A 19619-nucleotide genomic window follows, 5' to 3' on the forward strand; every position below is an offset into this window, starting at 1 on the left:
GTTTTATGCTGAATATGATTGGCGGTTTAATTGCCTATCAACTCAAAGAGAGTAAGCCACAACTTAATATCACAGATGTCGATTTCAATGCGATTTCTGTTATGGCTTAAACCGATCTCAGGTTAGTTAGGGCGCCCTCAAGAAACTCATCCACCACCATGTTCATCGGCCCCGTCGGCATTAAGGCGGTCAATTCACCAAAGCCTGGGTGAGAAAAGCTAGGGTTAGCAAGCCCCAAATTTTGCCTAAGCTTGAGCACAAACAAGGCGGGATAAGGAATGTAGCACCAATTACCGGTTTTAAACTCTGTGAAAAACTTACTCGCTGGCGAGGCGGCCTGAGCCACCTGCTCATCACACAAGCGTTGCAGCACGGCGGTCACTTGCTTGAGAACTGTGCTATCCCAATGGGCTAACACATCGGGGTAGGCAAAATCATCCACCCTAGGTTCGAGTGTTTCCCCATACTCCGGTCTCTCAAGGCCTCGTTTTTCCAAGTCTAGATTTTCAAGGTAGCGAGAATAGATAAGCAGTAATACATCGCCGATATGGCTATTAGAGCGAATAAACCAGTCCCGCTTGTAGCCAGTGCTAAAAACCTGATACAGCTGACGCGCCTCCTTATCTAGCCCAGCTAGCTCGGCGAAGCAGAGACGAAAAATGGAATGCGCTGCTATAGCACCATCCATTTCACGGCCGAAACGGGCGAAAAAATGGTGTAACCGATAATAATCCAAGGCAGTCTGAATATACCCATAGGCTAATGAGCGCATCAACAATGGGTAATCGACCCTTGCTGACTGGATAAAAGTGACTTCTGCAGCGGTTTCCCAATTATATTCTGGAATGGTCAGCACATGGAGCTGCTCCCAAGGAAACCAGTCATCGGGTAGGGCAACTGCTGACTCTACCTTGCCTGTAGCGACATAAGCTTGTAACTTTCCTTGGTTATAGTTATACACATCTTGATATTTAACCAAATCGTTGCGGGCGGCTTTTTTCTTACGTAAAAATTTATCTAGCATGCTTGACTCCCATTATTTTGCCGCTGTGAAAATCAGAGAAAGTGGCTTGGCTTTACCTTAAACAGGGGATTTTCCCATGCTGTAGGAATAATGAAAACAAAAAAGGTAACGCCTTGGCGTTACCTTTTTGAGTTGAGTCATAAAGACAGGGGCTTTATGACATAGCCGGCAATTAAGCCGCTTTAACTTGCTTGGCAGCTTTTACCACTTGAGCCTGAAGCTCTTCTGGGGCAAAGTCATCCACGTTGACTGACTTCATGCGGCCAATCTCGGCGCGTTCAAGTAAGGCGATTTCGCTGTCACTTAACACACCTAGAGCACGACCTTCTGCAGCCACTTTATCTAACCACATGAAAGGCAGACGTTTGCCTGCAGCTTTACACACTTTGTCGTACAGTGGCTCAGCAGCGAGGATATCTTTAAAGGTTTGCTCTTGAATGCCCACAGGATTGTACTGTGATGCAGTCCAGTATTGGCCTTGACCAAGGCGTTCGCGGCTTGCACAAGGGGTTTGCATGATTTGTGCAACCTTGTGATCTAACACGTCAGATGGACGCTTAAGCGGGCGACCAAACGGGAAGATAACCACACGTAGCACAGCACCTAGTCCCATAGGGAAGTTATCCAATAACTCATCTAATGAGGTTTGTAGCTTGTGCAATGAATCTTCCACTGCCCACTGAACCAGTGGTAAGTCTTCAGCTAAACGACCTTCATCTTGATAACGCTTAAGGGTTGCCGAAGCTAAGTATAACTGGCTTAATAAATCACCAAGGCGTGCCGAAATACGTTCTTTACGCTTAAGATTACCACCTAAAGTTGCCATGGCTAAGTCTGACAGTAGCGCTAAGTTGGCACTGAAACGGTTCATTTGCTGATAATAACGCTTGGTTTTATCAGAATAAGGCGAATTAGTGAAACGGCTTGATGTTAGGCCCATCCAGAAGCTGCGGATAAAGTTTGAGGTTGCAAAACCAATATGACCAAAGATGGCGGCATCAAAATTTGCTAATCCTTGACCAGATTCAGTATCAAAGGCTGATTCCATTTCTGCCAGTACATAAGGATGACAGCGAATGGCACCTTGACCATAAATGATCATAGCGCGAGTCAGAATGTTTGCGCCTTCAACGGTAATCGCGATAGGGGCAGCCTGGTAGCCACGGCCTAAATAGTTGTTCGGGCCAAGACACACGCCTTTACCGCCGTGAATATCCATGGCATCGATAACGCATTTTTGCATTCTATCAGTTAAATGGAACTTAACGATTGCTGAGATGACCGATGGTTTTTCGCCTAAATCGATGGCCGTTGTTGTTAATGTAGTCACCGCATCCATTAAGTAAGCGTTGCCGCCGATGCGCGCCATTGGCTCTTCGATACCTTCAAGTTTACCAATTGGCAGTTTAAATTGACGACGAATACGAGCGTAAGCACCGGTTGCTAGTGCTGCAGTTTTAACACCACCTGCTGAGTTTGACGGTAGGGTAATACCACGGCCAACCGACAAACACTCAACCAGCATACGCCAGCCTTGGCCTGCCATTTCAGGTCCACCGATAATGAAACTTAATGGTACAAAGACTTCTTCGCCTTGAGTTGGACCATTTTGGAACATACAGTTCAGTGGGAAATGACGACGACCGGTGATCACGCCTTCGATATCGGTAGGAATAAGCGCACAGGTAATGCCTAGCTCTTCAGTTTCACCGATTAAATGATCAGGATCGCGCAGCTTAAAGGCTAAACCTAGCACAGTAGCAACAGGGGCAAGGGTAATGTAGCGCTTGTTCCAAGTCAGCTTCATCCCCAGTATTTCTTCACCTTCCCACTCGCCTTTACACACAATACCAAAATCTGGGATAGCGCCTGCATCACTGCCAGCTTCAGGGCTGGTTAATGCAAAACAAGGCACTTCTAAGCCTTTAGCTAGACGGGGTAAGTAATGATCTTGTTGTTCAGTAGTACCGTAGTGCTGCAACAATTCTCCAGGGCCTAACGAGTTAGGTACACCTACAGTTGATGCTAATTCACTGCTCACGCCAGCCAATTTCTGTAATACACGAGACTGGGCATAAGCTGAATACTCTAAACCACCGTACTTTTTCTTAATGATCATGGCGAAGAAGCCATTATCTTTAAGGTACTGCCACACATCTTGTGGCAAATCGGCAAGTTGGTGAGAAACCTGGTGTTGATTTACCATGGCACAAACAGTTTCTACCGGGCCATCTAGGAAGGCTTGTTCATCAGCCGTTAAACGGGCTTGTGGGTAGTTATGCAGCTTGCTCCAGTTTGGATTGCCGGCAAATAAGTCAGCTTCCCACCAAGTCGTACCGGCTTCGATGGCTTCTTTTTCGGTTGAAGACATCTCAGGCATAATGCCGCGGTAAACTTTCATTAATGGACGGCTGATAAAGTGCTGTCTAAATGATTTGATATTAAAAGGTAATGCCACGACTAAGAAAACGATCCAAGCTGTGGTATTTACAATCTCAGTTGCGCTGCCAACTGCCATTACTACAAGCGCACCTAAGGTGGCTGTGAGTAACGATACCCGAAGGTAAGCCATGGCACCTAACACCAAGATCATGGCGATGATCCAAAGTAGGGTAGTCACTGTTTTTCTCCTTAAAGCCACTCAATAGTTGAGGTAACTTTTATTATGATGATCCTATTCACAAGTATAGACCGTGGTCAGACCTGTGTCGCATAAAAGTTAACCCTAACGGGCATTGAATACAAGTAATTTTCAAACAATTGTTTAAAATTTTGTGAAAGGCAAATGTTCCACTATTTAATGGTGCTAGGTACAATAGTTAAAATGAATAAATTTAATGGCTAAGGCTGATAGATGTGTGAATTACTGGCGATGAGTGCCAATGTGCCAACGGATATTGTATTTAGTTTTACTGGCTTGGCTGAGCGCGGTGGAGTGACAGGTCCCCACGTTGATGGTTGGGGGCTCACCTTTTACGAAGGTAAGGGAAGCCGTACCTTTAAAGATGCCTGTCCCAGCAGTGAGTCTCATATTGCACAGTTAATAAAATCTTACCCGATTAAAAGTGAAATCGTGGTGAGTCATATCAGGCAAGCCAATCGTGGCTGCGTGTCACTTGAGAATACCCACCCTTTTACCCGTGAGTTATGGGGGCGATATTGGACTTATGCCCACAATGGTCAATTATCTGATTATGAAACTAAATTTAGCGTTTCTCGCTTCCAAAGTGTGGGTGACACCGACAGCGAATTAGCGTTTTGTTGGATAATGGAGCAAGTCTTGTTTGAGTTCGGTGATAAAGCGCCAGCAGATATGCGGCCGGTATTTCGCTTTATTGCAGGACTTGCGGATGAGATGCGCGCACTAGGGGTGTTTAATATGATCTTAAGTGATGGTAATTACTTAATGTGTTATTGCACTAATAACTTAAGTTACATCACCCGCCGCGCGCCCTTTGGTGAAGCCAAGCTTATTGATACCGATGTAGTGATTGATTTCAAAAAAGAAACCACCCCTGATGATGTGGTCACCGTTATCGCTACGCGGCCGTTAACAAACAACGAGCAATGGAAAATATTAACCCCTGGGGAGTGGACGTTATTCTCCCAAGGTGAGTTGGTGACGGTTTAAACTGATACCAGTGCACTTTTAATAAGTGCACTGGTTTCACACGCTTAATGTGATGGCTGTGTCTCAGTTGTAGAGGCTTGATTATCACCCATCATGATTGCGCCTTTTTCTTGTTCAATCAAGACTTGCTTTGGCAATTCAAATTGATAACTATCAAGTTGAATATCCAATTGCTTACTGCCTTTAGAAAAGTGACTTAACCGCACAGGTAAGTAAGCAAGTTTGGGCGCCATCCAGAAAAAAGTTTGTCTTTTAGCGCTGTCACGCACGACTTCTATTTTAATGGTATCGTAAGTGCCACTCTCCAGTGTTAAGATTTCTTCACCAACGATGTTGAATTTATACTCATCAACTTCCTTTTCTTTGACCATTTTATAGCTATCGATAACGGCTGTGGTGCTTAAGTCTAAGCGAAACTGCAATTGCACCATCAAGGGGTCGAAAATCGTGCCTTCATAGGCAAGATCGGCTTTTTCATTCTTATAAATGGTGAAAATATTGTGTTGTGACTTAAAGAATGAGGTGTGTTCAGAATAGTCGCTGCCAGTGCCCGAGCGCTCATGGGTGTAACGATAGGGTAATAATTTATCACCATCGACCATAAACTCACTCTTTACACGGCGCAGATCGGACAGCATTAATAAGCTGACATTGCTGGTGAATTCATAGCGATACAAGCCAGTATCATGACGAGGTAGCACATAATTGGCCAGTCCCAATTCTATGCTGCCGTAAAAAACGCGATATTGCGCTTTGTGCGGCGTAAGCGGCGTAAGTTTAGGGGCCGCTTCGGAGTCAAGTCCCACGGATGAGGGGGATAATAACGACTGAGTCAAAGGTGCCTTAGCGGAGTTAAGCTTAATTGGTGACTCTTGTGCGCCAACCGCTGAAGTCGTGAGTGCAAAAAATGCTATTGATAAACCAGTGGCAGCAGTATTAACGAATGTTCCCAAGGTGTTTCCTTATATTTAAATCCAAACTAGCCACTAAAAAGGCAGCGACATCACTAAGGTCGCCATTTCTGGGCGCCATTCAAATTCAGACAAGGCAATCTTGCCAGAGTTCACAGGTACACCCTCAGTGCGAAGGCATTGCATTTGATGTTGGAACATTTGGCTATATTTGTCGAATGAAATCTTACCTTGACTATTAATCACCCTATGCCAAGGTAAGATTAAGTGTTCGGGGGCTTCCTTTAACGCACGAGACACATAGCGGGCTCGTCCGGGTAAGCCTGCTAAATCGGCTATTTTTCCGTAACTTATGACCTTGCCTTCGGGAATGAGTGCCACCACAAACCAGATCCGCTCTTTGGGCGTTAGTTTTTGCGATTGAGATCCTTGTGGCTGATAAAAAGGGTGAGTCATGAAAGCCTATAAACAGAGCCTTGATTCAAACAAGGTGATGATACCAAAGCCCTAAAATAATGAGTTTATGTGCAGATGTAAAGCCAAGGCGAGGCTCTAGCTCGCCTTGGCCGTGGCATTAGTGATAGTGGTTGTCGCAGAAGCTGGAATAACAGCGCTTACATAGCGGTGAGATAAACACACAAGAAATGGGATAAGGCACCGGCGAGGACAAACAAATGCCAAATAGCATGGTTATATGGAATGCGTTTAGTCACATAGAAAATGACCCCAAGACTATAAAGAATTCCGCCACCTAACAGTAGATTGAATCCCAGTGTCGACATCGCATTTACAAGCTCATCCATGACAGTCACGCACAGCCAGCCCATAACGAGATACAAGATGACGCTAAAGGCCTTGAAGCGGCCAATAAAAAACGTTTTAAAGATGATCCCGCCTAATGCTAACAGCCAAATAGCCAGTAATACGCCATTAGCTTTGCTGGTATTCAAGGTCAATAACATTAAAGGCGTGTAAGTCCCTGCAATGAGGGTATAAATGGCGCAATGATCAGCAATCTTTAAGCGTTTTCGCCATAATTCACTGCGACTGGCATGATAAAGAGTAGATGCAAGAAACAGTAACACTATGCTGGTCCCGTATATGCCAAGACCGAGCAAGTTAATGCTGCCTACTTGCTGTTGATAGCCCTTTAGCAGCATAAAAACCAGCGCCATTAGCCCTAAAAATACCCCAAGTCCATGAGTAATGACATTGGCGGTTTCTTCTTTGTGGCTATATTCATACAACTTATGCGTTTGCTTAAACTTGAGCTTAGCTGCAGCAGGGTTTGCGTTTGCCTCTGTAAATTCGATTGTCATTATGATGGCTAGTTAAACTTAGATGGCTGGAGTTTATCAGCTCTAGAACGACAAAACCACCAATTTGGCGTACACTTGTAAGCTGAATTTTGGTGTGTATGTGGTTATCTTCAATGGTAAGCAAATCATTGTTCAGAGGTCTGTTTTTATTATAGTTTTTCACGAGGATTGTGATAATAGCGTTGACAATGACTTTGGGCTATTACAGCAGGAATAACTTTTTAAACGAGGATGGAACTTTATTAAACTCGAAGATTCAAACCTAAGCAGATGATGAGCATAAAAAGGAAGCATGAAATTAATGGAAGCGGGTTTGTTCGCAGCAATGGCTAATCACGGCCGCGCGGTGTCGCTTGCTGTTTTGGTTCACCTTGGGGTATTCATATTATTGCTGCTGAGTTGGGAGCCAGACCCTAAATCTTTGCTTTGGAGGCCAGATCCCGCTTTATCATCTCAGGTACCTAAACTCACCGCTTACTTCATCACGGCACAAGAACTGAAAGCTAAAATGCCAGTACATAACCCCCTTGAAGAATCGCCAGAAGCTGCCGCAGCTTTACAAGCCACAATAAAAACTCCAATGCCAGTCACACCTGCAATCCCAATATCCAATAAGGCCAAATCTGCTCCGGTCCGCAGTGATAGTAAGGCGCATAGCGCAAAGGAAAATACTGAGACCAAGACCAGTGTTCAGGAAAATACACCAAATAGCAGGGAGGTAATATCCTCGCATCAGTTATTACAAGCCACGCGGGGCTATTTACAAAGGGAAGCTGATGCGAGTATTGACGCCATGGGGTTGTCCCGAGCGAAGGACGTGAATGCGTATGGTGCCAGCCTAAGTGAGATGACCCCTGAAATGCCGCAATATCAAGTCAATATAATCGAAGATAAAACCCAAGCGACCACGTTAGATCATAGGTTAGATCCTAATCGCAGAGTCAAAATTGGTGATACCTGTTACAAAGTGGTCAAGCTTGGGACCCAGATAAATCCTCACGCAGAAGGGTTGGGGTTTGCTGAGCCTTGTGATCCTGTGTCTCCAACTAAGCATGCATTAGATGCTGCGATCAGTAAACGACTCTCTCAAATGAAGCTTAAGTAAAACTCAAATGTAGCTAAATAAAAGTACGCAAGAAACCTTTAGATACTCATAAAGTAAAAACTGGCAAAGGATCTCGATGTTTTCAAACCGGCATAGAGTGATCCGTCTCACAATATCGTGACCTTGTTAGGCATCTTTAGCTGCTAAATTACGCTAAGTGAATAGGAATTAATATGAGGAATTTAGATTTTAATATTTTCATAAGTTAACGTTTTGTTGTTTATTTAAATATTTACAGTTACTTATCGCATCAAATATTTTCATCTTAAGTTTAAGGCTAAGCTTTTATCATCATTTATTGATATGACTTTGATTAGAATGTGCTGTTAATAAATGCTTGAATTAACATGAATATACTGCCTATACTAAAAACCTCTTGTCGGAGTGCCATTTATGGCTGAGACCGTTTATTCGGGATCCGTTGAACCTGATCAGGCTAACACCTGCGAAGGAAACAAGCATAATAATCTTGTTGCATATCAAGCTATTACTTATTATTTTAAGTGGCTTTGATTTAGCTTTTTAACTGTGCACTTAGTGCGTGATTACCATAGAACTAAAATTTTATGTCAAGACCTGCAACCTTGATGGTGTTGCTTAATGTTTTGGCAAAATTTGGTCATTCACCTAAGTTAAAATAGCAATTTGATTATTTAAGTAACTGATATCTCAGTTATTCGCTGGTCCTCAACATATTCTCCAGGCAAGCAACACTTTTCATTTTTTAGTGAGGTTGCTTATGTCATCGCGTCGTGAAACCCGTGCAAATGCACAAACATTTATTGAAAATTTAAAACCGCTACAACACCCAAATTCTGAGAAAATATTCCTAACAGGAAGCCGAGCCGATCTTAGGGTTGGCATGCGCCAAATTCATCAAACTGACACCCTGCATGCAAAAACCAACGGTGAGACGTTTAGGGAACAAAACCCACCCATTATGGTTTATGACTGCGCTGGGGCTTATTCAGATCCTAATGCCAATATTAATGTCCATTCAGGTCTTGAAAAATTTAGGCAGTCTTGGATTGAAGAGCGCCAAGATACTGAACTGCTTGAGGGTGTGAGCTCGCAATTTACTCAGCAGCGCTTGGCTGATGATGGCCTAGATCACTTGCGCTTTGATGCACTTGTGAAACCAAGGCGTGCTCAAGCTGGGCGATGTGTGACCCAAATGCACTATGCAAGACAGGGGATCATCACCCCGGAGATGGAATACATTGCCATCCGTGAAAACATGGCCCGTGAAAATGTACCGGAAGGGGTGTTAACCCAAAAAGCGGTTGGCGAATCTTTTGGCGCCTGTATTGGTGAGCCCATCACGGCGGAATTTGTTCGCTCTGAGGTGGCTCGAGGCCGCGCCATTATCCCGTTAAACATTAATCATCCAGAAGCTGAACCTATGATCATCGGGCGCAATTTCTTGGTGAAAGTGAACGCCAATATTGGTAACTCTGCGGTAACGTCATCCATTGAGGAGGAAGTGGAGAAACTGGTGTGGTCTACCCGTTGGGGCGCAGATACTGTGATGGATCTGTCCACCGGGCGCTATATCCATGAGACCCGCGAGTGGATCATTCGTAACTCCCCTGTGCCCATAGGCACAGTACCGATTTATCAAGCGTTAGAAAAAGTAAACGGGGTTGCCGAAGATCTCACCTGGGAAGTGTTTCGCGACACCCTAATTGAACAGGCAGAGCAAGGGGTGGATTACTTCACTATCCATGCTGGAGTGTTACTCAGATACGTGCTCATGACGGCAAAACGCCTTACCGGCATAGTGTCTCGAGGCGGCTCTATTATGGCGAAATGGTGTTTAAGCCATCATAAAGAAAGCTTTTTATATGAGCATTTTAGAGAGATTTGTGAGCTTTGCGCTGCCTATGATGTGTCATTGTCCCTTGGGGATGGTATGCGCCCAGGTTGTATTGCTGATGCCAATGATGAAGCCCAATTTGCAGAATTAGAGACCTTAGGTGAGTTGGTGAAAATTGCCTGGGAATACGACGTGCAAACCATTATCGAAGGCCCAGGTCACGTGCCTATGCATTTGATTAAAGTGAATATGGAGAAGCAGCTTGAGCACTGTGATGAAGCGCCATTTTATACTTTAGGCCCGCAAACCACCGATATCGCACCTGGGTATGATCATTTCACCTCAGGCATAGGCGCCGCGCAAATGGCTTGGTACGGCTGCGCTATGTTGTGCTATGTCACGCCAAAGGAACATTTGGGCCTTCCAAATAAAGAGGATGTAAAACAAGGGCTTATTGCTTATAAAATTGCCGCTCATGCCGCTGATATTGCAAAAGGTCATCCTAGTGCGCAAATTCGAGACAATGCGTTATCTAAAGCTAGGTTTGAATTCCGCTGGGAAGATCAATACAACTTAGGGCTAGATCCTGAGACGGCTCGCGCTTACCACGATGAGTCATTACCCCAAGAGTCAGCCAAAGTGGCGCACTTTTGCTCCATGTGTGGGCCTAAGTTTTGCTCAATGAAAATTACCCAGGAAGTCAGAGAATACGCCGCTGAGCAAGAAGCACAAGCGCTATTAGCACAAGCTAATGTTCAGGGTGTCGAACTTATTAGCCCTGATGATTACAAGGCACGCCAAGCCTTTGAAGCAGATCTTGCTAAGGCTATGGCACAAAAGTCGGCAGAATTTAAATCCCAAGGCTCAGCCTTGTACCATGGCATTGATGCAGAACCAGGCATTAACAATGCAACTGAGCGTCGAGCCACCAGCCTTGAAATCGAGGGCTAAACATGAACACACCTCCAAAAATTGTCTGGACCATAGCGGGATCAGATAGCGGCGGCGGTGCGGGAATACAGGCTGATTTAGCAACGGCGCAGGACTTAGGTTGTCATTGCGCCACTGTTATCACCACAGTGACGGCGCAAAACTCTGTCAGTGTCAGTCTGGTTGAAAGCGTGTCAGCAGCGATGTTGCTGGCACAGCTGAATAGTCTCGCCCGTGATTTACCTCCTGCAGCGATTAAAATTGGTTTATTAGCATCACAGCAACAGCTTGATGTGGTAGCGAATTGGCTAAAGCGCTTTACTCAGGGACGGTACAGTGAAGGCCCGCTTGCGGTGATTTTAGATCCTGTAATGGTCGCCAGCAGCGGCGACAGACTTAACTTAAGTTCAGAGACTGACACTGCTTTTCGTGCGGGTTCAAGCTCTGGCCTAGATTTTAGTCCTTTTAAAGGGCTGTTAAGTTTAATTACTCCCAATCAGCAAGAGTTACAGCATCTGGTTTCAGGGCTTGATTATCGTGAGGTTTGCCAGACAAGCTTAAATGGCAACGCTGACTCTTTTATTGATAACCAAGCAGAGTTCATTGCTAAAACTCAGGCTCTAGCCCAAGCCCTTGATTGCCATGTATTGGCAAAAGGTGGCGATGGTCAACACTGGCAAGGCAATGAAGCGATTGATTGCTATGTGTGTCATCAGGTTGAAGGTGCAAGCCTTCACCATGATAACGCCACCTATTTGCTGACACACACCAGAATCAATACTGGCAATAACCATGGCACAGGGTGCACGTTATCTGCGGCGATAGCGAGCTTTATGGCGCAAGATTTTGTGCTCCATGATGCCATCGTATTGGCCAAAGCCTATGTGACGAAAGGATTAATCAATAGCTACCAGCCAGGGGCGGGACCTGGCTCGCTGGCAAGAACGGGCTGGGCTAATGATTTGACGCTGTTCCCGCGTATAGCTCGAATGGCTGACGCAAATAATCACCAAGGAAAAAGCGACAAGGCGAGTGAGTCAAGTAACTTAACATTCAAAAAATTAAGTGCGGATTTAGGTATTTACCCTGTGGTGGACAGTGTAGCGTTACTTAAGGAATTACTTGAGGCAGGTTGCCGCACTATTCAGCTCAGGCTTAAGAGTGATAGCAAGTGCTGCCAGCAAGGAAAACCGCCCCAAGCGCAGCAACTTGAGCTTCAAATCATCAATGCTATTGAACTTGGCCGAACCTTTAATGCGCAAGTGTTTATTAACGATCACTGGCAATTGGCGTTGAAGCACCAAGCGTTTGGGATCCACTTAGGCCAAGAAGACTTGTTTGAGGTCGACCTTAACGCCATAAGCGGTGCAGGTATGGCCCTTGGATTGTCGAGTCACAGTTATTTTGAGATTTTACTGGCTCATCAGCTTAGGCCTTCTTATATCGCCCTTGGGCATATTTTCCCCACCCCCACAAAAACCATGGCCTCTAAACCTCAAGGCTTAATCAAGCTTAACCATTATGCCAGGTTATTACACGGCCATTACCCGACTGTGGCCATTGGCGGAATAGATAGCCAGTGTTTGGCTGGGATAAAAGCCACTGGGGTGAGTAATGCCGCAGTGGTACGTGCCTTGACTCAGGCAGCAGATCCAAAAGCTGCCTTTGATGAATTGACAGAAATTTGGTATGGCAAGTCTATTTTAGCGTTAGGGAAGCATCTTGTCGCGACCAAGGCAGCAGACGCGAATATTGTCCAAAGTCGTGACTCTGTAGAGGAGACAAGCTATGCAGAGTGAACCTAAAAAATCCCTAATTGATAGCTTGAGCGATAGTCAGTTCATCCGTTACAGTAGGCAAATTATGCTGCCAGAAGTGGATGAGGCTGGGCAAATTAAGCTACTTAATGCCAAGGTGCTCGTTATTGGCATGGGAGGTCTTGGACAGCAATTAGTGCAGATGTTGGCAGCCGCGGGTGTCGGCACTGTGCTATTTATTGATTTTGATAAGGTCGAGCTTTCCAATTTGCCGCGCCAATTACTCTATGATGCCGCAGACATTGGTCAATACAAGGCCAATGCGGCGCTGAGTAAACTTAAACCTGCTTATCCTGATGTTAATTTCATCGCCATCAATGGCTATTTTACTGGCAATGAGATGAATGAACGGGATAAAAGTCATGTCGATAATCAGGATGTAATCCAATACAGCTTTGATAGTCAAAAGCTTAAAAGTCTACTTGGTGCTATGCCAGATATTGTGTTTGATTGCTCGGACAACTTAGTAACACGTCATCAAGTCAATCAGCTGTGTGTAAAGCATTCGCTGGTGCTTGTCAGCGCTGCGGTGGCCAATTTTAATGGCCAGCTTTTTAGCTACGATCCAAAAAGCAGGGCTTCTGCTTGTTACCACTGCTTGTATCCCAAAGACACCCAAATTGAACAATCTTGCAGCCAAAGCGGAGTACTCGGGCCTGCGGTCGCGGCTGTCACCTCGATGCAAGCCATGATGGGGCTTAATATTCTGCTCTCTAATCGTCCACAAGGCGGTGTGCTGCATAAGTTTGATGGGAAAAGCTTAACTTGGGAACGCTATGGCTTGAGTCAAGATCCCAGTTGCCCAGTCTGTAACAGTCACATTAGTGACAGCGTTGATATCAGTAACAACGTTTTGAGATGTCAAACGCTTTATGGCTCACGCTTAAGTGATTAAGGAATGAATATGATTTCAATACAATTGAACGGTGAGTCCATTGAAGTGGACGAACACAGTAATTTAGCCCAGTTGGTCAGCATAAAAACGCTAAATGCTAAAGGCATTGCCTTAGTGCTTAATGCTGAAGTTGTGCCACGTAGTCGCTGGCAGCACATCATGTGTCAGGATCAAGATAAAGTTGAATTTTTCTCTGCCGTAGCAGGAGGTTAATTATGTTCAAACTTGCAGAACAATGCTTTAAATCACGACTTCTTACTGGGACAGGGAAATTCACTAATCCTCAAACCATGCTTGCTAGCATAGTGGCCAGCGAAAGCCAAATCGTCACCCTTGCAATGAAGCGCATCGACTTAAAGCAAGGCCAAGATGACATATTGTCGCCATTATTGAAGCAAGGCGTCACACTATTACCTAATACTTCAGGGGCCAGAAACGCCAAAGAAGCCATCTTTGCCGCCGAGTTGGCTCGGGATTTATTGGGTACAAATTGGCTTAAGCTTGAGATACACCCAGATCCTAAATATCTAATGCCAGATCCTATCGAAACTCTGTTGGCGGCAGAGAAATTGTGCCAAATGGGCTTTAACGTTTTGCCTTATGTCCATGCAGATCCAGTATTGTGCCGCCGTCTAGAAGAGGCGGGCTGCGCCGCTGTGATGCCATTAGCCAGTCCCATCGGCAGTAATCAGGGGCTTGCAACGGAAGCTTTTCTAAAAATCATCATAGAGCAAGCCAAAGTGCCTGTGATTGTCGATGCAGGACTTGGCGCACCTTCTCAAGCGTGCCGCGCGATGGAGATGGGCGCAGATGCAGTATTGGTCAACACCGCAATTGCCAGCAGCCGCTCGCCTATCGTGATGGCAAAATGCTTTGCGGATGCAGTGAAAGCAGGCCGTGAAGCCTATCTTGCTGGATTGGGACAAGTACTGACTCATGCCAGTCACACCAGCCCCTTGACGGGGTTTCTCAATCAAGGTAAAGCACAAATGCCAGCAACAGCGGGGCAATTATGAGTTTTAGCGATGTTTTTGCCATCATTGAGCAAGATGATTTGTCTTTGCGGCTTTATAGCAAAACGGCAGCAGATGTAGAGCAAGCGTTAATTGCGCCTCAAGGCAATCTTGAAAGTCTAATGACGCTGTTGTCGCCGGCAGCAGCACCCTTTATTGAAACCATGGCGGCAGAATCGGTAAGACTAACACGGCAGCGTTTTGGCAATAACTTAGGCTTATATCTGCCGCTTTATCTGTCTAATTTATGTGCTAATGAGTGTGATTACTGCGGTTTTACCATGAGTAATAAAATCAAACGCAAAACTTTAAATGAGGCTGAGTTGCGATCTGAGATTGGTATCATTAAGGCCAGAGGCTTTGATTCTATTTTATTGGTGTCCGGTGAGCATGAGACAAAAGTGGGGATGGATTATTTTTCTTGGGTTATCCCTATAGTCAAAGCCCACTTTAGCTATCTTGCTATCGAAGTGCAGCCATTAAGTGAAACTGATTATGCCCGCATGAAAGAGTTGGGCGTCGATGCTGTGATGGTGTATCAAGAAACGTATCGACCAATAACTTACGCCAAGCACCATACTCGAGGTCAAAAGAAGGATTTTCAACATAGATTAACCACTGCTGACAGAGCCGCAAAGGCGGGTATTGATAAAATTGGCTTAGGGGTGTTGCTGGGGTTAGATGATTGGCGCTTAGATGCTTTAATCATGGGGCATCATATTGATTATTTGGAAAAAAAGTATTGGCGTACCCGTTACAGTATTTCACTACCCAGATTGAGGCCCTGCACTGGAGGAGTTAATCCAAAAGTGCCTTTAACTGATCTGGGTTTAGTGCAATTGATTTGTGCGTTTAGATTGTTTAATCCCCAGCTGGAAATTAGCTTGTCGACACGGGAGACCGAACAACTACGTGATAATTTATTACCGCTTGGTGTGACACATTTAAGCGCTGGCAGCTCCACTCAACCGGGTGGCTATCAAGCACCGCACACCCAGCTAGATCAATTTGAAATCAGCGATGCTCGCTCCGTTGAACTTGTTGTCGCTCAGATACAGCAACAGGGCTTTACCCCAGTATGGAAAGATTGGGAAGCGGGTTGGAGTTAAAGAATGCAAACTCTGTACTGGCAGAAGATATTAATCATTATCTGCTGTACTTTATAGTAAGACTGATTAATAATTAACCTTAGTTACGTTCAGGTGCAGCAATTTTGCACCTTTAACCCAAGGGGTTTATCTATGCAAATCCAATCCGCTTATGCATCAGGGCTACAAGGCTTAAGCAGTGCGCAGTCAGGTTTGGCTCAAGCCACTACAGCTGTCGCGGCGCCTGAGCCACCAAAACCTGCACAAGCTCAGGCGACTCAAGATACAGTAACCTTAAGTGCCAATGCTGTTGCTCAGACAGATAAAACCTCAGCGTTAGTATCTGCAGTTCAATCCGAGCAGCAAGGTGAAGCTTCTGTAAAAGTTATCGAAGCTGCATCGGAGACAGTCGGCAGCTTGATTGATATTGAAGTCTAATTATGGAAATGACGTCAGCAAACGCTATGATGACGTCTTTTACACCAAAGACGTCGCAGAGTAATAACACTAGCTCAAGGCCTTCTGCCTCAAGCGGCTTGGATGTTGTTAGCTCTGCCAATCTGAGCTCTGCTCATGTTAACTCAACAAATACGCCAGTTTCATCATTTGTATCATCACCTTCATCTCTTATATCAACGCCAGTACCATCAAAGATAGCAATAACGTCTGGTGTCATTTCTACAGCAAATTCTATAGCTACCCGTGATCCTGCGACCGTGTTACCTAATGTAGCAGCGGATAGTCCACAATTTAATTTAAAGCAAGGGGCTATCAGTGTTCAGGGGCTACTGGGGTTACAAAGTTTCAGTAGTAATACCTTGGATACAGTATCGTCAGTTTCTAGTTCATCTTTCAAAAGTGCTATAACAAGCCAAGTGATTGATGATCCAAATCTCAGCACTGGGCTAGCGGGTAAGGTAACCAATAGCCAGCCGAACACAGCCCCAACTGAGCAAGTTCCTGCGCAAGAGGTCGCTAAGCCTTCGGTTGCTGAAAGCTTCGCGAGTATTTATGGTGATGAAGCGGATGAAAATAGCATTGTAAAACAAATGGATGAAGATGACTCAGTAGCACAAACTAAGCAAAGTGATCAACAAAGCAGTGATGTAGATGCAGCCATCACAAAGCAAGCGCAAAGTGAGCAAGAATCTAAGCAACAGAATCAAGATGCCATAAAGCAGCAAGAGCAGCAACTTGCTCAAAAAACTGAAAAAATCGAAGCTGCACAAGTTAATCAGCTTAGTAAGCGTGACACTGAAGTTAAAACCCATGAGCAGGCTCATGCAGACGTAGGTGGTGTTCACGCTCAAAGCCCAAGCTTTACCTATGAAAAAGGTCCAGATGGAAAGCGTTATGCTGTCGATGGTGAAGTACAAATTGATGTTTCAGTGGTCAATGGTGATGCTCAGGCCACACTGAATAAGATGATGAAAGTCTATTCTGCGGCTATGGCACCAGTGCAACCTTCAATGGCTGATATCCGCGTTGCTGCTGAAGCATTACAAAAGATGAATGCGGCGAGAGAAGAGCTTGCTATCGAGCGCCAGCAAAGCGTGATAGAACTTGATGATGTAGATCATATTATTGGTCTGGGTGAAAAAATGAAAACTAGCCAACAAGAAGAGCAATTCTCGCAACTTGAGCCATTCAAAAAATCACCCGATGATCCTTTAATCAGTATCAGTGGTATTGATAATACTGAGAGCAAAGCAAATAGTCGAAATACCAGCTCAAGCGTTCAATCGCATGCAAGCTTAGCCTATCATCAAGCCTCCAATGCCAGTTTGAATAACTCCGGCGCAGTGCGTCAGGCAAGTAAGATTAACGCTTACGTCTAAGCTTTGCACCTCGATTTTATCAGCTTGTTTTTTTAGCTTATATGGCTGCTATCCCAGTACTCATTTACTCGAGTATTCACTTATTACTAATTGGCTTTATGCCATTAGTATTTGCTTCATTATCAGCCTCAGCCTCAGCTTCATATATTGCCATAATTGCTGTGAGTATTTCACTGCCAGTTCGACTCTCAGCTTGTTGATGGGGACTAATGCCATTTTCTAAGATGACAAACAACAAATCCCCTTTACTTGTCTGTAAGCGTCCTGCGAGATTTGATACTCCTAACATAGTGCCTGTCTTTGCTTTAACTTTGGCTCGCAACAGCCGTTGAAAACCTCGTTTGTAGGTGAGGGTGCCACTGACTCCGGCTTCTGGCAGTGCAGCATCTAAGCTGCTGAATCGCTTGTCAGTGTAGATTAATTTCATCAACGTCATTAATTGCTCTGCTGAAATAGCGTTATAACGAGAAAGCCCAGAACCATCGACTACGTTTGCAGTATCAAGCTTTATGCCCATCTCTGTAAGGCGTGTTAGCTGGGCTTTTGCTGCTGAAATGAAATCTTCCTTATATGTAGTTGTTGTACTTTGATAATAAAATTTTCCGATAGCCTTAAAGAGGCTGTCTGCTATCAAATTGTTGGAGTCTTTTAACATGGTATCGAGCATGACAGACAACGGCTCTGAGTTGTGGCTAGCGATAAGGCGAATGTCATCACTGTTAATGTGATGGCCGGACTCATCTGAAAGTTGTTTTTGTTCTTTGATAATATTAGGCATAGCCCTGTCAGTGAGCAAGGCAATTAACGCAGGTGTCTCTGAATGTAGACTAATATTATTATCGAGTGTTATGGCGTGTTGGTTAAAGATGGCTTCAAGCCTTGCTAGCATGTAGGGTTCAGTTTGATTAACGGCAATAGCAAGCTTAATGGCTCCATTACTGGGGTAGCAGCCATTGAGTTGATACTGATTATTATCAAAACGTGCTAAGGATAATTGGCATAAGTCACGAGTATGTTTATCTGCGGTCAAGGGGATGAAACGTGCCTGATTGGTCACATGAATCGCGGAAGATGGCGCCATGTTAATAACAGTTTTCCCCTTTTGAGTATTTTGAGCTGGGGCAAGTTTAGCTAATACACAGTTTTTATCAAGAATGAGCCGTGACACTGGTGCTGCGTAGCAAATACCTAAATCATCCCATACCCAACCTGGTGCCCGTACTTGCTCGTTAGGTATTGTTAATAGGTAAACTTGGCCTTGTATTTGCTGAATTCCGATTTGCTTAAGTTCAGCGACCATGGCAGATAACTGCTCAGAGGTGAGTGTCGGATCCCCAGATAACCTTATCCATACATCGCCCTTAAGCACCTTATTAATGATAGTGCCCCTAGCATAGATTTGGCTTTGGTAGTGATAGTCATTACCGAGTTCAGCAAGGGCGGTGACAGCCGTAAAAAGCTTCATCACACTAGCAGGTTGCATCAGTTTCTGTGTATTTAACTCAAAGATGCTGCGCTGATGATTTGGGTCCCAGATAGCGACAGCAAGTTGCGAGTAAGGCGATGCTATAGCCTTTACTGCATCTGCTATCGTCTTCCCTATATCAGTGTTTTCATGTAAATGATTGGTACTATCACTTAAGCCTGAGCTTGCAGCGTTATTAACTTTGGCCGTCACTTCGGCATTAACTTCAGCGGTAATAGAAAAAATTGAGCAGGTGGCTAAAGCCAGCAGTACCCGCACCCTATGATGAGATAGCCAAGTCACGTATAAGAACCTAACAGTTGAATGAATACTTAACTAAATTACGCTATTTCTAGCTCAAAAGCATGGTCTAGGGATGAATATGTAGGCATATTTACTGCATCTTCGGGAGTTCAAAAGCCTGATGAAGAAACGTTATCCTCTTACATAGTGCTAAAAAGTCGCTTAAGTACCGCATGATACGCAGCAGAATAGTCGTGCACCGAACAGCTCAGCTGTTTTTTTAAGCATTTATTCACGTTTATGAGCCACTAAGGCAGATTTAATGATAAAACAGCATTCAAAATCGGCAACAATGTGAGAAAATCATCGCAATTGCTATTCTTGGGCAAATGCCTTGTATTGATAAGCACTAATACCAGTAAGCAATATGGAAAAACTGCAAAAATCAAAACAACAAATCTAATTATTGCAGCCAGCTATAGATGGCTTGAACTTCAAGCTTATTGCCCTAAGGGCCAACATAT

At 44.7% G+C, this 19619-nt stretch carries 16 protein-coding genes, 1 pseudogene and 1 riboswitch; of the genes and pseudogenes, 11 read left to right on the forward strand and 6 right to left on the reverse strand.

Annotated elements, in window-relative coordinates:
- Positions 1 to 110 (forward strand): annotated as a pseudogene (locus tag H5073_RS13965) (IS982 family transposase); the annotation flags it as partial.
- Here H5073_RS13965 and H5073_RS13970 read toward each other — a convergent pair.
- Both H5073_RS13970 and fadE read right to left on the reverse strand, forming a co-directional pair.
- Positions 107 to 1024 carry a hypothetical protein gene (locus H5073_RS13970; RefSeq protein ID WP_182680178.1) on the reverse strand — a complete coding sequence of 306 codons (918 nt, stop codon included), beginning with the start codon at positions 1022 to 1024 and terminating at the stop codon, positions 107 to 109. The pseudogene H5073_RS13965 and the gene H5073_RS13970 sit on opposite strands and share 4 nt — an antisense overlap.
- A 172-nt stretch (positions 1025 to 1196) precedes the next feature.
- The gene (gene fadE, locus H5073_RS13975) at positions 1197 to 3644 is read right to left on the reverse strand and encodes an acyl-CoA dehydrogenase FadE (RefSeq protein ID WP_182680179.1); all 2448 of its coding nucleotides are present in this window, start codon (positions 3642 to 3644) and stop codon (positions 1197 to 1199) included.
- 234 nt (positions 3645 to 3878) lie between these two features.
- On the opposite strand from fadE, the gene H5073_RS13980 reads away from it, so the two are divergent.
- On the forward strand, positions 3879 to 4655 hold the full coding sequence (locus tag H5073_RS13980) for a class II glutamine amidotransferase (RefSeq protein WP_182680180.1): 777 nt from the start codon (positions 3879 to 3881) through the stop codon (positions 4653 to 4655).
- A gap of 44 nt (positions 4656 to 4699) precedes the next feature.
- On the opposite strand, the gene H5073_RS13985 is transcribed toward H5073_RS13980, so the two are convergent.
- From H5073_RS13985 to H5073_RS13995, 3 genes are all read right to left on the reverse strand, one after another.
- Positions 4700 to 5491 carry a DUF3108 domain-containing protein gene (locus H5073_RS13985; RefSeq protein ID WP_182680212.1) on the reverse strand — a complete coding sequence of 264 codons (792 nt, stop codon included), beginning with the start codon at positions 5489 to 5491 and terminating at the stop codon, positions 4700 to 4702.
- A 150-nt stretch (positions 5492 to 5641) separates the two neighbouring features.
- Positions 5642 to 6022 (reverse strand): MGMT family protein, encoded by a 381-nt coding sequence (locus H5073_RS13990; protein WP_182680181.1) that lies wholly within the window; start codon positions 6020 to 6022, stop codon positions 5642 to 5644.
- 158 nt (positions 6023 to 6180) lie between these two features.
- On the reverse strand, positions 6181 to 6888 hold the full coding sequence (locus H5073_RS13995) for a hemolysin III family protein (protein WP_404948403.1): 708 nt from the start codon (positions 6886 to 6888) through the stop codon (positions 6181 to 6183).
- A 289-nt stretch (positions 6889 to 7177) separates the two neighbouring features.
- Between H5073_RS13995 and H5073_RS14000 the strand changes: the two genes are divergently transcribed.
- The 9 genes from H5073_RS14000 (at position 7178) to H5073_RS14040 (ending at position 17387) form a co-directional block, all read left to right on the forward strand.
- Positions 7178 to 7990, forward strand: coding sequence for a hypothetical protein (locus H5073_RS14000; RefSeq protein WP_182680183.1), 813 nt, complete (start codon positions 7178 to 7180; stop codon positions 7988 to 7990).
- Between the two features lie 370 nt (positions 7991 to 8360).
- A riboswitch (TPP riboswitch) is annotated at positions 8361 to 8461 on the forward strand.
- Between the two features lie 268 nt (positions 8462 to 8729).
- On the forward strand, positions 8730 to 10757 hold the full coding sequence (gene thiC, locus H5073_RS14005; protein WP_182680184.1) for a phosphomethylpyrimidine synthase ThiC: 2028 nt from the start codon (positions 8730 to 8732) through the stop codon (positions 10755 to 10757).
- A gap of 2 nt (positions 10758 to 10759) precedes the next feature.
- Complete coding sequence (thiE, locus tag H5073_RS14010; protein ID WP_182680185.1) at positions 10760 to 12535, forward strand: thiamine phosphate synthase; 1776 nt, start codon at positions 10760 to 10762, stop codon at positions 12533 to 12535.
- Complete coding sequence (locus H5073_RS14015) at positions 12525 to 13448, forward strand: HesA/MoeB/ThiF family protein (protein ID WP_182680186.1); 924 nt, start codon at positions 12525 to 12527, stop codon at positions 13446 to 13448. Before thiE ends, H5073_RS14015 begins: the two co-directional genes overlap by 11 nt.
- A 9-nt stretch (positions 13449 to 13457) precedes the next feature.
- Positions 13458 to 13661, forward strand: coding sequence for a sulfur carrier protein ThiS (gene thiS, locus H5073_RS14020; protein WP_182680187.1), 204 nt, complete (start codon positions 13458 to 13460; stop codon positions 13659 to 13661).
- A 2-nt stretch (positions 13662 to 13663) separates the two neighbouring features.
- Positions 13664 to 14464, forward strand: a complete 801-nt coding sequence (locus tag H5073_RS14025; RefSeq protein ID WP_182680188.1) for a thiazole synthase — start codon at positions 13664 to 13666, stop codon at positions 14462 to 14464.
- The gene (gene thiH, locus H5073_RS14030) at positions 14461 to 15570 is read left to right on the forward strand and encodes a 2-iminoacetate synthase ThiH (protein WP_182680189.1); all 1110 of its coding nucleotides are present in this window, start codon (positions 14461 to 14463) and stop codon (positions 15568 to 15570) included. The genes H5073_RS14025 and thiH overlap by 4 nt, the downstream gene beginning before the upstream one ends.
- 132 nt (positions 15571 to 15702) lie before the next feature.
- Positions 15703 to 15987 carry a chemotaxis protein gene (locus H5073_RS14035; RefSeq protein WP_182680190.1) on the forward strand — a complete coding sequence of 95 codons (285 nt, stop codon included), beginning with the start codon at positions 15703 to 15705 and terminating at the stop codon, positions 15985 to 15987.
- A gap of 278 nt (positions 15988 to 16265) precedes the next feature.
- Positions 16266 to 17387 (forward strand): putative metalloprotease CJM1_0395 family protein, encoded by a 1122-nt coding sequence (locus tag H5073_RS14040; RefSeq protein ID WP_182680191.1) that lies wholly within the window; start codon positions 16266 to 16268, stop codon positions 17385 to 17387.
- A gap of 76 nt (positions 17388 to 17463) precedes the next feature.
- Here H5073_RS14040 and dacB read toward each other — a convergent pair whose 3' ends face one another.
- Positions 17464 to 19155 (reverse strand): D-alanyl-D-alanine carboxypeptidase/D-alanyl-D-alanine-endopeptidase, encoded by a 1692-nt coding sequence (gene dacB, locus H5073_RS14045; protein ID WP_182680192.1) that lies wholly within the window; start codon positions 19153 to 19155, stop codon positions 17464 to 17466.
- Positions 19156 to 19619: the final 464 nt, after the last annotated feature.

This window comes from Shewanella sp. SR44-3, assembly GCF_014163735.1.
Taxonomy (GTDB): domain Bacteria; phylum Pseudomonadota; class Gammaproteobacteria; order Enterobacterales; family Shewanellaceae; genus Shewanella.

Coding starts and splice junctions, on each gene's coding strand:
- thiE (WP_182680185.1), top strand. CDS start 10,760: ATGAACACACCTCCAAAAATTGTCTGGACCATAGCGGGATCAGATAGC.
- H5073_RS14000 (WP_182680183.1), top strand. CDS start 7,178: ATGAAATTAATGGAAGCGGGTTTGTTCGCAGCAATGGCTAATCACGGC.
- H5073_RS14025 (WP_182680188.1), top strand. CDS start 13,664: ATGTTCAAACTTGCAGAACAATGCTTTAAATCACGACTTCTTACTGGG.
- H5073_RS14035 (WP_182680190.1), top strand. CDS start 15,703: ATGCAAATCCAATCCGCTTATGCATCAGGGCTACAAGGCTTAAGCAGT.
- H5073_RS13990 (WP_182680181.1), bottom strand. CDS start 6,022: ATGACTCACCCTTTTTATCAGCCACAAGGATCTCAATCGCAAAAACTA.
- thiH (WP_182680189.1), top strand. CDS start 14,461: ATGAGTTTTAGCGATGTTTTTGCCATCATTGAGCAAGATGATTTGTCT.
- H5073_RS14015 (WP_182680186.1), top strand. CDS start 12,525: ATGCAGAGTGAACCTAAAAAATCCCTAATTGATAGCTTGAGCGATAGT.
- thiC (WP_182680184.1), top strand. CDS start 8,730: ATGTCATCGCGTCGTGAAACCCGTGCAAATGCACAAACATTTATTGAA.
- thiS (WP_182680187.1), top strand. CDS start 13,458: ATGATTTCAATACAATTGAACGGTGAGTCCATTGAAGTGGACGAACAC.
- H5073_RS13980 (WP_182680180.1), top strand. CDS start 3,879: ATGTGTGAATTACTGGCGATGAGTGCCAATGTGCCAACGGATATTGTA.
- H5073_RS13970 (WP_182680178.1), bottom strand. CDS start 1,024: ATGCTAGATAAATTTTTACGTAAGAAAAAAGCCGCCCGCAACGATTTG.